16 protein-coding genes and 1 pseudogene are annotated in these 12,506 nt (G+C 57.7%); 10 read left to right on the forward strand and 7 right to left on the reverse strand.

Annotation, left to right across the window (positions count from 1 at the left end; genetic code table 11):
- Positions 1–604: 604 nt before the first annotated feature.
- Genes CUJ84_RS32820 through CUJ84_RS32860 form a run of 9 tightly spaced genes read left to right on the forward strand, consistent with a single transcriptional unit; the run spans position 605 to position 6,261 of the window.
- Positions 605–1,579, forward strand: coding sequence for a CobW family GTP-binding protein (locus tag CUJ84_RS32820; RefSeq protein WP_105009743.1), 975 nt, complete (start codon positions 605–607; stop codon positions 1,577–1,579).
- A gap of 45 nt (positions 1,580–1,624) precedes the next feature.
- On the forward strand, positions 1,625–2,125 hold the full coding sequence (locus CUJ84_RS32825) for a DUF1097 domain-containing protein (protein ID WP_018484464.1): 501 nt from the start codon (positions 1,625–1,627) through the stop codon (positions 2,123–2,125).
- Between the two features lie 26 nt (positions 2,126–2,151).
- A complete protein-coding gene (gene nthB, locus CUJ84_RS32830; RefSeq protein ID WP_105009744.1) occupies positions 2,152–2,895 on the forward strand; it encodes a nitrile hydratase subunit beta in 744 nt (247 codons plus the stop codon).
- A 28-nt stretch (positions 2,896–2,923) separates the two neighbouring features.
- The gene (gene nthA, locus CUJ84_RS32835; protein WP_105009745.1) at positions 2,924–3,541 is read left to right on the forward strand and encodes a nitrile hydratase subunit alpha; all 618 of its coding nucleotides are present in this window, start codon (positions 2,924–2,926) and stop codon (positions 3,539–3,541) included.
- Between the two features lie 11 nt (positions 3,542–3,552).
- Positions 3,553–3,879, forward strand: coding sequence for a nitrile hydratase accessory protein (locus CUJ84_RS32840; RefSeq protein WP_105009746.1), 327 nt, complete (start codon positions 3,553–3,555; stop codon positions 3,877–3,879).
- Between the two features lie 60 nt (positions 3,880–3,939).
- Positions 3,940–4,128: a CbtB domain-containing protein gene (locus tag CUJ84_RS32845; RefSeq protein ID WP_018484460.1), complete on the forward strand. Its 189-nt coding sequence runs from the start codon at positions 3,940–3,942 to the stop codon at positions 4,126–4,128.
- Between the two features lie 11 nt (positions 4,129–4,139).
- Positions 4,140–4,865: a CbtA family protein gene (locus CUJ84_RS32850; protein ID WP_105009747.1), complete on the forward strand. Its 726-nt coding sequence runs from the start codon at positions 4,140–4,142 to the stop codon at positions 4,863–4,865.
- A complete protein-coding gene (locus tag CUJ84_RS32855) occupies positions 4,862–5,179 on the forward strand; it encodes a hypothetical protein (RefSeq protein WP_245457646.1) in 318 nt (105 codons plus the stop codon). Before CUJ84_RS32850 ends, CUJ84_RS32855 begins: the two co-directional genes overlap by 4 nt.
- Before the next feature lie 5 nt (positions 5,180–5,184).
- Complete coding sequence (locus tag CUJ84_RS32860) at positions 5,185–6,261, forward strand: GlxA family transcriptional regulator (protein WP_105009749.1); 1,077 nt, start codon at positions 5,185–5,187, stop codon at positions 6,259–6,261.
- A gap of 215 nt (positions 6,262–6,476) precedes the next feature.
- On the opposite strand, the pseudogene CUJ84_RS39015 reads toward CUJ84_RS32860, so the two are convergent.
- Positions 6,477–6,829: pseudogene (locus tag CUJ84_RS39015) on the reverse strand (12-oxophytodienoate reductase); the annotation flags it as partial.
- Between the two features lie 109 nt (positions 6,830–6,938).
- On the opposite strand from CUJ84_RS39015, the gene CUJ84_RS32870 reads away from it, so the two are divergent.
- Positions 6,939–7,178, forward strand: a complete 240-nt coding sequence (locus CUJ84_RS32870; protein WP_245457647.1) for an ACT domain-containing protein — start codon at positions 6,939–6,941, stop codon at positions 7,176–7,178.
- Between the two features lie 356 nt (positions 7,179–7,534).
- On the opposite strand, the gene CUJ84_RS39020 is transcribed toward CUJ84_RS32870, so the two are convergent.
- From CUJ84_RS39020 to CUJ84_RS39025, 6 genes are all read right to left on the reverse strand, one after another.
- Positions 7,535–8,125, reverse strand: a complete 591-nt coding sequence (locus CUJ84_RS39020; protein WP_245457648.1) for a hypothetical protein — start codon at positions 8,123–8,125, stop codon at positions 7,535–7,537.
- A gap of 435 nt (positions 8,126–8,560) precedes the next feature.
- Positions 8,561–9,259, reverse strand: a complete 699-nt coding sequence (locus tag CUJ84_RS32880; RefSeq protein WP_105009751.1) for an SDR family NAD(P)-dependent oxidoreductase — start codon at positions 9,257–9,259, stop codon at positions 8,561–8,563.
- Entirely contained in the window at positions 9,256–9,840 is a 585-nt protein-coding gene (locus CUJ84_RS32885; RefSeq protein WP_105009752.1) for a 2-hydroxychromene-2-carboxylate isomerase, read from the reverse strand. Before CUJ84_RS32885 ends, CUJ84_RS32880 begins: the two co-directional genes overlap by 4 nt.
- A gap of 501 nt (positions 9,841–10,341) precedes the next feature.
- Positions 10,342–10,938, reverse strand: a complete 597-nt coding sequence (locus CUJ84_RS32890; RefSeq protein WP_245457649.1) for a TetR/AcrR family transcriptional regulator — start codon at positions 10,936–10,938, stop codon at positions 10,342–10,344.
- 133 nt (positions 10,939–11,071) lie between these two features.
- Positions 11,072–11,557, reverse strand: a complete 486-nt coding sequence (locus tag CUJ84_RS32895; RefSeq protein WP_245457650.1) for an ABC transporter permease — start codon at positions 11,555–11,557, stop codon at positions 11,072–11,074.
- A 729-nt stretch (positions 11,558–12,286) separates the two neighbouring features.
- Positions 12,287–12,502 (reverse strand): transcriptional regulator, encoded by a 216-nt coding sequence (locus tag CUJ84_RS39025; RefSeq protein ID WP_105009755.1) that lies wholly within the window; start codon positions 12,500–12,502, stop codon positions 12,287–12,289.
- Positions 12,503–12,506 lie beyond the last annotated feature (4 nt).

Genomic DNA, 12,506 nt, shown 5'->3' on the forward strand with positions numbered 1-12,506 from the left:
TGAATATGGCTCCCGCCCCACTGCCTTGAAAACCGCATCGAAAGTCCGGGCACTTGTCCGGACTTTTATGTCACTGGACGGGCATGACAGCCCGAAGAAATCGTAGCTTGCAGATTATCATCATCAGGACAAGCTGAACCGCTGAGATCGACACCGTGCATCGCAAGTGCGCCCGAGATCTCCGGGCCGATGATCGGGCGACACGTTTAGGCTTGGCCACACGCGCCACACCAGGACCCCGGCCTGTTGCGCCAACGGTCAGCTAAAGCGGGTAAATGGAATTTTGCAAATCTGGGAACCATTCCAGGATAAAACGGGAGCTCATTGAAATTGACTACAATAAAATCATACTCTGCCCACGTTTTAAGCATGCGGTTTATTTAAGCAGCAGCCGCGGTAAAGTACGAAATTTTGGCGGTTTCTGCTGTTATTTTGGCCGGAAATGCATGCCTTGGCCCTATTGCGCAATTGGCCGGTTTTACCTGTAATGCGGCTTAAGCAAGCCTAGCGGCTCGCCAGTAATAGTACCTCTAAATCGAGAATTGGCTGAGATCGAACTCGCGTTAAGCGGGACGGCGAAGCTATGCAAACGGAGCAAGCGGCAATGTCGAAGTTGAAAACGACAATCCTGACGGGGTTTTTGGGCGCGGGAAAGACAACCCTGCTGAACCGGATCTTGAATTTGGGAAGCACTGAGCGTGTCGCCGTCATCGTCAACGAGTATGGGGAGGTCGGGATAGATGGACAGCTCGTCGTTCAGACCAAGGATGAAATTGTAGAACTTAACAATGGGTGCATTTGCTGCACGGTCCGTGACGATCTTATCGCCGCCATCCGCAGCCTGCTCGCATCTGGACGACCAATCGACCGTTTGATAATCGAGACGTCGGGGCTCGCCGACCCCGCCCCGGTCATACAGTCGTTCATTCTCGACGAGGTTCTATCGGCAAGGCTTGAGCTCGATGCGATCGTGACAGTCGTCGACGCGCGTTACATATCGCGCCAGCTCTCGCAGGAGGAGGCGGTCGAGCAGATCAGTTTCGCCGACGTCCTCTTGCTCAACAAGATCGATCTTGAAGATGAATATCGTTTGATCGAAATCGAACGGGACCTGACGAGGCGCAACTCGCTGGCCCGGATCATCCGCACAAGTTCCTGCGACGTGGAACTGGCGGACGTCCTGGGGATCGGTGCCTTCGACCTCAAGAACATTCTGGCGATCGATCCGAACATCCTGGACGAACATGCCCACGAGCACGACCAGACCATCGGCTGCGTCGCCATCCGCGACTACGGGGCTCTCGACCCGGTAGCTCTCAACGGTTGGCTCACCCGACTTGTCCAGGAGATCGGTACCGATCTTTTCCGCATGAAGGGCGTATTGAACTTCGCAGGCGAGGCGCGGCGATACGTCTTCCATGGCGTCCATATGACCCTGGAAGGACGCCCAGGCAAGATGTGGCAGCCCTTCGAGGCTCGCGTTAGCGACATGGTCTTTATCGGTCGCAATCTCGACGAAGGTGGCTTGCGCGAGGGCTTCAGAAGCTGCCTTGCCAAGCCTCATGCACTCGCTTCCTGACCCCTTCATTCCGGAAATGCCACTTGTCCATCAAGGAGACAGAACATGCCCCCTCTCGTTGCCGCAATGATCAGCCTTGGCGTCCTGGGCGCGATCGATACCTACATTACTGCAACCGTATTTCCCGTTCCCGTCTGGGTGACGTTCATCGCCTGGGCTTCCTTCTTCGCTTGTGGCGGTGGCCAGCGCGGACTAATCAAAAGCATTGTTTCGAACTGGACGGGCATCATCATCGCCACGATCACGCTCCTGATCATCCAGTTTGCACCAGCCCATCCAATCTTCGCTGCCGTCCTGGTTGGTCTCGGCACGTCGGCAATGGTCCTGGCTTCCTCCATTCCGATCCTGAGCTTCACACCAGCGATCGTCTTTGGTTTCGCCTCTTTCGTGGGCACGACGGCCGCCACCAACACCACCGTTGTGACCTCCGGCATCAATCATCCAACACTCGTCGCGATGGCCGCCATGCTGCTTGGGGGTGTCTTCGGCTTGCTCTCCGAAATGGGCACCAATCTCCTGGCGGCCAAGAAGCCGGTCACCGCCTAATTCCGTAACGCAGAAAGGACAACGTCATGAAACTGCAACACTATCTGGGCGGACTTGAGGGTCTAGGCCCTGTGAGTACCGAGACGCGCGTTTTCGTCGAAACCTGGGAAACCCGCATCTTCGGCATCCATACGGCGATGATGGCGCTTTCCTCGCAACTGCCACTTCCCCCGACACCGTCCAAATTCACGACTGTTTGGACATGGGCGGACCTTCGAAAGGGTGCCGAATCCCTGAACCCGTTCGATTATTTCAAATTCCGCTATTACGAAAAATGGCTCGGCGGCATCTCCGGCTACTTCATCGACAACGAATATATCACCGCGGACGAACTCGACGCGTTGACGGAAGAATATTATAGCGATCCGTCGAAGTCGGTTCCGGCCGCCGGCGACGCGGCCATCGACAACCGGGTGGTGCAATATCTCGTCGAAGGCGACAGCCCGAAGCGCGACACCAATGTGTCTTTTGATTTCGCGGTCGGCGACTTGGTTTCAATCAAGAACGTTCCCTCCATCGAGCACACCAGACTTCCGGGCTTTCTTCGCAACAAGAGCGGTACCGTCGAGACGGTCTATGACGGAGCCTACGTCTATCTCTGCGATACGGGGACAGACGGAATCGGCGCTGCAATGCCCGTCTACTGCATTCGGTTCGAACCGGAAGACCTCTGGCCGGGCAACACTGAGAAAAACTTCAGTCTCTACGCCGATCTGTATTCGCACTACGTCGAAGCGGCTGCGGCAGCATCTGCCAAACAGGCGGCTTGACCCGCCATCCAATAGGAGCACACATCACATGATCGACCGCTTTCAATATCGCGAGGATCGCGAAGCCTACAGCGCCGCGCGGGTCAAGGCTCTCGAAGCCCTGCTGATCAAAAAGGGCATTATAACGGACAAGACCGTCGACACGGTCCTCGACTTCTTCGAAACGAAGATGGGACCCTTCAACGGTGCAAAGATCGTCGCCCGAGCCTGGGTTGACCCGTCCTTCAAAGATCGGCTCGTGACAGACACGCCGGCGGCGATCGCCGAACTCAATCTGCCCGAGGGCATGGCAGGCGCCGAGGGCGAGCATATGCGTGCCGTCGCGAACTCGCCGGATGTGCACAACCTTATCATATGCACACTTTGCTCCTGCTATCCCTGGCCGGTCCTGGGGCTGCCTCCCTACTGGTACAAGGATCCCACCTTTCGCAGCCGCGCCGCCCGCGAACCACGCGCTGTTCTGGGCGAGTTCGGACTCCCGGTCCCCGAGGCCATCGAAATCAAGGTGTGGGATTCCAGTGCGCAGATCCGCTGGTTCGTCGTTCCTGAACGTCCCGTTGGCACAGAAGGAATGACGGAAGCGGAGCTTGAGGCGCTCGTTACTCCCGAGGCTATGATGGGCGTCGCCGTCGCCAAGGCTGCGTGAGGCCGTCGACGATGCTCACCCAGTTCGAACACTTCGCAATCACTGAGATGATGGGGAAGACCGATAATCCTCCTCGCGCCAACGGGTCTCTCTGCTTCGGTTCGCAGTGGGAGCGGTCCTCGTTCGGAATGGTCCTGGCGCTCGCCAAGAACGGCATCTTTGAATGGGATGATTTTCGCGACGAACTCATCTCGACGATCAAGGCCTGGGAGGATGCCCATCCTGTCGATCGCTCGACATGGAACTACTACGACCAGTTCCTGGCGGCGCTTGAGAAGGCAGTCGTCAAGGCTGGCATCATCGACCCCGAAGAGATCCGGGCCGTGCTCGCGGCCTGATCAAAAACATCAACAGATACGTCGCAAAGGGCACGCCGCCCGTCTCGAAAGGTACGAAAAATGTCAGTATCCGCAACATCAACCATCTCGACGCCCATCATAGCGAACTCCGCAGCCAGAATTCTTCAGGCGGCTATGGCCTTGTGCTTTGGCGCGATCATCGTCGGCTTTGTAGGGTTTTCCCATATCGAGATCGTTCACAACGCAGCGCATGACACCCGTCATGCCAATGCGTTTCCTTGCCACTGAGGGCCTCTAAAATGTCTTTGTTTCGCTCCATCGTTTTTACCGCTGCCCTTACCGGCGTCATCGTTGGTGTGTCGGTAAGCGCGGTTCAGTTTGCCGGCACAAGCCAGTTGATCTCCAAGGCGGAGGTCTACGAAAAAGCGGGCGAAGTGGAGCCCCAGGCGATCACCACGTCCCCCATGGTGGATGCCCACGTCCATGACGCTGGTCACGATCACGAAGAAGGCGCCTGGGAACCCGCAGGCGGGTTTGAACGAATGGCGTTCACGGTGGCCGCCAACATGCTGACCGCGATTGGATATGCGCTGGCGCTTTGTGGCCTTATCGCGATGCGCGGAAAACCGGTGACGTGGCGCGAAGGCCTGCTTTGGGGATTGGCAGGGTTCGCATGTGTAATGCTCGCTCCCATGTTGGGTCTGCCGCCCGAACTGCCAGGGACACCCTCTGCTCCGCTTGGTGACCGGCAACTCTGGTGGATCGGAACCGCCCTGGCGACTGCCGCGGGCATCGGACTGATCGCGTTCAAGCGTAAGCCATGGGCGGCCCTGATTGCCATCGCGCTGATCGCCGCGCCTCATTTGATCGGCGCCCCTGCAGCCCCAGAGGGGACGCACGCGCTTGCTCCAGAAGCTCTCGAGCGTCAATTTGTTGCCGCGGCAGTCATGACCAGCCTCGTGTTCTGGGCGCTCCTGGGCTCGTTGAGCGGGACACTCTTCAACCGCTTCGAACGCGCGACGTGAGCAACGATATGATCTGGAGGGACGACCTCGATGCACTGCAGTTTGCCGCCGGAAATGGTGGCAATTGCATCGTGCATCGCCGAGCATTCCGTGTAATGTTGCTCAAACCCCCAAAGCGGCACGACTGCATCGAGTTCTACGAACAGAACAGCGTCGCGTTTGAGGCGGCAGCCAAGGCGAAGGTCGACAACGGAGATGTCCATGAGGGATGCAATTTCCACCTCAACAGCAGGCAGATACGACGTAGCCTGACACGAGGGGACTGGCAGCGATCTTGCATCACCAATTTGGTGAATGACAAACAAGGAGGCTAAAGCCCATGCGAATCGTCATCCTCGCGCCACCCGGCGTACAGTCACTTGACATCGTTGGTCCTGCGGAGGTCTTCTGGGAGGCGGCACGACGATTAGGAGACATGGGCGCTTACGATATCCAGATCATGTCGACTGGCGCGCCTTCCGTAGCAGGAACGGGCCAGTTGCGGTTCATGGCCGATCGGACAATCTTCGATGACGATGAGGATATCGACACCCTGCTCGTAGCAGGGGACCCGGCCTTCTTCGAAATCGACCCCAACGTCATCGCCTGGCTCCAGCGTCGCGTACCGACGGCCCGGCGATTCGGGTCTATTTGTACTGGAGTGTTCCTGCTCGCCGCCGCCGGTCTTCTCGACGGAAAAAGGGTCACCACGCATTGGGAATGCGCTGCGAAGTTCAGCGACGAGTACCCCGATATCAATCTGGATGCCGACGCTATTTACATACGAGACGGATCGCTGATAACGGCAGCCGGGGTCACGGCAGGTATCGATCTCGCATTGTCGATCGTCGAGGAAGACCACGGCAAGGACACGGCAATGATCGTCGCGCGTTACATGGTCATGTTCATGAAAAGACCTGGCGGGCAGTCGCAGTTCAGTGCGTATCTTGTCGGGCAGATGTCGGAAACGACCCTCATCCAGAAGGCGCAGGAGTACATCTTGTCGAATTTGAACCGCGACCTCGACGTGGAAAGTCTTGCCCACGAGGTCGGCATGAGCACCCGGAACTTTGCTCGCCTCTTCCGTAAGGAGCTCGGCGTCACGCCGGCGGAATTCGTCGCAGCCGCCCGCACGGACGCCGCGAGGCGACTGCTGCAGGATACCACGCAGCCGCTCTTGAGGATCGCTACCACTTGCGGCTTCGCGGACGTGAATGCTATGCGCCGGGTCTTCGCCAAAACCATCGGCGTAAGTCCGAATGACTACAGGAGCCGTTTCCAGACATCGTCGAAGCCATTGCAAACCATGCCTATTGGCGATGCTAAAGGGCACCCGCGGAGGGCTCTCGCGATGGAGATAGCGTTAGCTACCTCCCATCCGGGCGCGGTCAGCGGGCGAGGAGCGCGAGCGGTTTGAGTTCGAGTCTGTGGCATTAAATTTCTTCACACACCAACCGACCCAGTACAGCGCAGTATAGCGCCCCGTACCCATCGTCGGAAAGGTGTGGTTCGTACAAGCGCAACTGTCGGAATAGATGACGCTGGCAAGGTCTCAGGTTACGTCACCTGCATCCTAAAGATATTAGCCGCGGGCGTACACGATTATCATCACTTCCACCCGCGACATTGGGACTATACGAGTTCAGAAAGGGCTGCAGCGTCGAAGCGCTTCAAGCTCGCCTCATCGGCTTCCTTTATCTTTGCCAACCGGTTGGGGTTGCTAATCAGAGCGCGACCAACGGCAATCATATCGAACTCGTCGGCTCCATTCGTTCGATCAAACGTTCCAGGCCCTTTATTTCCGCCCCTTGGCCTGCAAAAGCGCTCATGAAGTCGCCATCAAGGCCGACCGAGCCTACGCTGATTGTCGCAGCACCGGTCAGTTTCTTGGCCCATCCGGCAAAGTTCAGACCTTTCTCGCCATCGATCTCAGGAAATTCGGGTTCCCAGAACCGTCGTTGCGAGCAATGCAGGACAACCCCAGCTGATGCCGACCTGCCGCTCAACGCACAGACGCTCGACCATTTCATCGAGCGTCACGTCCTTGCGATCGTCGATCATCTCGACGAAGTGGGGTTCGAAACTTCACTTGCGATGCGCCAGATCACTCTCAATGTGAATTCTGCGCTCGATGGCGTCGGCCTCACGGCGGGCGTCGCTGGCTGTCTCGCTGAAGCTGGCATACCCTGCAACATGGTGGCAGCATATCACCACGACCACATCTTTGTTCCGGCGGGCCTAGCTGATCGAGCATCGCATTTGCTGGAAACGCTGCAACGCGAGTCCGCGCGGGGCGATGCGCAAATGTTGACGAACAGCAATCCCCGCACATAGCCGGCGAAGCTTTACTAACTTCGCGGGCAAGCGGCAGCACGAGCAGACCTGGGCGTTCCTCGCCGAGGCTCCGTCGCGATCGACCGAGAAGCTGCGAAGATCGTCGATACGGGCGATCATTGTTTTGGGTAAAGCCGTTCGCAATCGCCTGACGTGGGCAACACATCGAGTTTTTAAAGGGAGCATGACAATGGACAATGTCGTCCGAGTTAGGGCACTACGATCTTTGGAATACGGTTAATGTAGAGATGTGCGATCAAATTTGCGGATGCCAACGGATCGAGCTCACGCGGATCAGCGATATCTGTTCAAGTTTTCTGCAAAACGGGAGTTGCGGCATGCCGACACCAACTCGCTTAATCGCCCTTCCGCACTTCAATCTTCCCATCCACCATGATCTTCAGCGCTCGGATCATGCCGGCGAGGTTGAGCAGAACACCCTCGACTTCGTCGTTATTCGCAGCAGCCTCTGCCATCAACGCCGCGATCTCAAGGTCCCCCATCGCAACATAATTTCCGCGGCTGGGGCGGGTGCCGGTTTCCAGGCGCATCTCCCGCACCATTCTTACCGCGCGTTCGACTAAGCGGCGGTATTCGTCAGTGCTCAGTTTGTCGACCTCGTTGGCCGCCCGGGTGAGTTCAGAGATAAAGTCGGCAGTGTAGGACATTTGCAGATGGTTTGCCGATGGGTAGGACCTGTCAATGTTCGCCAGAAGGCCGGGGTTTTTGCCGGGTTCCTCGCGGCGAGCATCGGTCTTACCGAGGTTACCGAATAGCTTTAAATATTGCGCGGTATTAAGTGAACATTGTGGCCGAGTGCCGCGATAGTGCGACACTGGCACCGACAATCCGCGGGCGGTCTCACTGAAAGTAAGCGCTCTGCGGTGCGCCTCTTGATAAACGGACAAACGATCAAGATGCTGCCGGGGTGGCCCGGACTCCCGCATCGATTTCGTCCGCCCAGCCGGAGCCCAATAGTTTGAAGCTCACCGTTCCCCCTTCAGCATTTCATGGAACAGTCGCCAAAATTAATCCTTCGCTGAGCGTGCGGGTGCAGCAAACGCACTTCATCCGGCTGGAATTTCGACGTCGAGCTTGTTCTCGATCGCGGTGTAGATGTCGATGTATGCGCCCGGTGCCGGATACAATGTCAATCGCATCGACGGCCGCGTTGAGCTTTTGCTACGCTTGATCACCGACGAGGAGCCGGACCTCTGCAGGATCTGAAACGTTGAGTCTCTTTAAAAAGAAAAGCGGCGTACTTCTGACTGGATTCAACTCAGCGCGGCGAAGCGGAGAATTCCGACGTTCATCGGCAGACTTGTTATCGCCCTCAGTGTATGCACCCTGTCGCTCACATACGTAAAGCTAAAACACTCGGATCACCAGGACTCGCGGAAGGGCCGCAATTCCGTCAAGAACGACCAAGCCGAACGCGGCTGGTGAGTGACGTGCCAGACCTCTTCGGCGATGTCGGATGGCTGGATGAAAAAGTCATCCGGCATATCCGCGAACCGCGTGCGCGTCCAAGGCAGGTCGATGACCGCATCGATCATCATGAAAGACGCGTGTACGCCCCGAGGACCCATCTCGCGGGCAATGCACTCGGTGAGAACGCGCTGCGCCGCCTTGCTTGGCGCAAAGCCGGCAAAGGCGGCCTTGCCGCGGTAAGCCGCAGTATTGCCTGTCACCAGCAAGGCGCCGCCCCCTGCCGCCTCCATCCGTGGCGCAACCCACCTGGCCAGTTGTAGCAGCGCCATGACATTGATCTGGAAATTGTGCTGAAGGACTTCCGGCTCGATGTCGAGGAAGTTGCCGAAGGCCCCGCCCACCGCGTTGTGGATCACCACCTTGGGTGCGCCGGCGCGTTGCTCGATGGTTTCAAGGGCGTTTGCGAGCGCCGCAGGATCGGCCACATCGCAGGGGACCGCGAAAGCGTTTGGAAGCTCGCTCTCAAGATCGCTCAAGCGCTCGGCGGTGCGCGCGAGCATGGCGACTTGGTAGCCACCATCGTGGAACCGTCGCACCAATGCCGAGCCGGTGCCCGGCCCGACGCCGGTGATGATGACAAGCGGGCTCATGCGGCGCGCGCCAGGTGATCCTGCACGAAGTGCAGCCGATCATTGCCGAAGAACATTTCGTCCCCCACAAATAGGGTTGGCGCGCCAAACACACCGCGCGACGCCGCCCTTGTGGTTGCCTCCTCCAGCAAGCCCTGCGCATCCGGCTCGTCCATTCGCCTTCCAAGTTCCTCGGCGTCGAGACCGGCGGCACCCAGCACGGCGGCGACCTCTGCCGCCGTCGCAAGCGGTGCCGGAGCCGACCATATCGCGTTGAAGATCGCTTCTACCGCCGCGGACATAGCTCCCATTTGCCCAGCCACGTGCGTGGCGCGCAAGAGCCGGCTAGCATCGATCTCCAGCAGCTGGGGGTGCCAGTTAAGCGACACTCCATAATGAGCTGCCCATCGCTGAAGATCGGTCATCACATAGCGGCCCTTGGGTGCGCAGGTGATGCTCGTCGGCACGTTCCCCACCTGCTTCATCAAGTCTCCGATCTCCAAGGGATGGAAGGCGATCTCCACATCCATCTTCTGGACCTGGGACAGCGCCAGGAAGCTGTACGGACTGCGATAGTCGAAATAAAAGTCGAGCGTTCTCATTCGGGGTTCCTTAAAGCAATCCGTCGTTGTACAAAATGTTATCGTGCACGCCGGCTTCGCGCTCGGCTGCGAGTTTGGCGAGCTAGAACGAAACTCCGGTCCGAAGGCCGGTGATTAGGTAAGTAGAAACAGATACACACCTAGGCCAACGCATTGTCTCCCCGGCGCCTATGAACGGTCGCGGAGTTGTTCGTCCAGCGGGTTTTGAAGCCGAAAACTGCCAGCGTCACAACCACTCACACATTCATTCTGCATGATGACCATCATCCTGTCTACCCCTAATGCTTCGCAGATCGTCACAGGCCGAGCCGATTGGTGGCCGGGGACGTACCGATGAGGCAAACTCTCGGGCTCGCAGTCGTTTTGATCGAAACTGTGATAGTTGGTCTTTATAAACCTACGACAGAGTGCTCACGGTCGCGAGAGCGCGCCAGGTTGCGAAGAGGCTGAACTATGCGCAGAGGGACCGGGGCGCTAACGGCTCCCGGCCGGTGCCACGACTTAGGCTTCGCCCCGGTTACCTGAGCGCGCCAGCTCATTGGCGTCGTCGAACGCCGCCAGGTGATCGCGGACCGTGTGGAGCAGGGCGTCCGAACGGTCCGGATCGGTCATCACCCGCGACAGCGCCAGAGCGCCAACCATGGCGCTGACGGCCAACATCGCCCTGGAATCGTCGTCGTCGCCAAGTTGTTGCCGAGTCGCAGCGATGTAATCCTCAATATAGGCTGCCATGACCGTCTTGGACTGGACATCGGCACGCCCGACATCGGAAACCAGCGCCGAAATCGCGCACCCAGAGCTGCGCGCGTCCCGATGGTTCCGATTCAAATAGTTTTTAATAAAGCTGGCGAAGGCACGCGCGCCCGATGATCCCTTTGGCGACCGACGCGCGCCATCAACCAGGGCGCGCTTCAGAGCCTGGGCGAGCAAGTCCGCACGAGATGCGAAATGGACGTAGAAGCCGCCATGCGTCAAATTAACGCTTTTCATAAGCTTGCCTACGCTCACCGACTCGAGCCCGCCGTCTCGGATCTGGTCAGCTGCCTCCATCAGAATCCGCTCTCGATTATGTCCTTTTTCGGCCTGTGAATGCCCCAAGACGAACGCCCCCTTGCCATTTGACGATCTGCATTGGTCACTAACATATCAATATAGGATCCTTCGAAGCAACCAAACGTCACCGGACCGTAACCGAGAGGTTCAGCCCGAATAGAGAGCATCACTACGGCAATCACCAGAAGGACAAATGAGGAGGCGCTGACCGAACCCGTGTTGAACCCGTCGGGACCTGGAAGGCAATAAAGGTTGAGAGCATAGCGTCTCCTAAGCCACCCAACGTCGCCGGCGTGATGTAAAAGCCCAGGCCGATGACGAAGACCAGCAGCGCTCCGCTTCGAACACCCGGCATGCTCAAAGGGAAGTAAACCCGCCAAAAGGCTGTCGATGGCTTCGCACCCATGCTTTTGGCAGCCGCAATCAAGGATGTGTTGATACCGAGCATGACGCTCACGAGCGGCAGTATCATCATCGGCAGCATGATATGGACCATGCCGACATAAACAGCCGCGCGATTGTAAATCAAAGGGAGAGGGCTGGATATAAGGCCCCAATTCATGAGGGCGCTGTTGATCAAGCCATTGTCCCCGAGAATAATGACCCAGGAATAGGTGCGCTTCAAACCGCTTGTGAGATAGGGAATAACGACGAGAACGATCAAGACCGCGCGCGCGTTTAGACGCTGTCGAGATCAGATATGCCGTAGGATTCCCGCGTCGGTCATCGCATCAGTGTTGAGGAAGCCGTTGAGCAGTTCGCCGGAGTTCCTGCCAACGAGATGTACCGCATAGTCGAGGGTCGGTTGGGTGTGCCCTTGCCTGCGGATTTGTCCAGCCGCATCGATACACGTGTTCGAGAGCTTTATCTCTCTGATCTCGCTGCAACAGCTGGCGTTCGGGACACGATCCGCACGCTCAAGCTGCGTCGTCGTCGAAGACAGCGTGGCGGGAGTGACAGCGGCTATCGCCGCAGGCATAACGCCCCTGGGTTTCGCAGGAGGAAGTCATTGTGGCACTTCGCATGCCTCACGCCTCCAGGAAGCAGGAGCCAAACGCATCTTCAGCAGGTTTGGAGGATCTGGGTGACATACTCGAAAAATTCATCTCATACCACTGGCATTTCGGAGACTGCGAAGGAGGGAAACGGGCTGGCAATCGCAACCGTTTAACCTAGGGAGCGACAAGCTTCATTGATCGGCAACTCGTTACCCCAAGAGTTCCATAAATAGGCGTTACGCCGTGAATTCTGTTTATCAGGCACTTAGATTAACTGAGTTGAGGCGCCGCCGGTTCGACAACCAAATGATGACAGTTGTTCGGCTTTTATAGAGCTAGCGCTTTGCCTTTGATGACCAGGGAGGCCCTATGCGCCGATTATCGAAACGATTGCTTTAGTCGTTCGTCTTCAATCGAATGCCGGGACCATCAGACCCCGAATAGTCACCATCGAGGAATACGACCCCTGCTTCCTCCAGAACCGTTCGAATGGTTGCGATTGTCCTCGGCTTCAGGTCCTCGCCGCGCTCAAATCTCACGATCGTATTTGTTGAGACCGCGGCTGCATCAGCGAGTTGTTTCACGCCCATTTCCAGCGCGGTCCGTGCCATTTTA

Origin of the sequence: Rhizobium leguminosarum (assembly GCF_002953715.1) — a bacterium.
Taxonomy (GTDB): Bacteria; Pseudomonadota; Alphaproteobacteria; order Rhizobiales; family Rhizobiaceae; genus Rhizobium; species Rhizobium leguminosarum_V.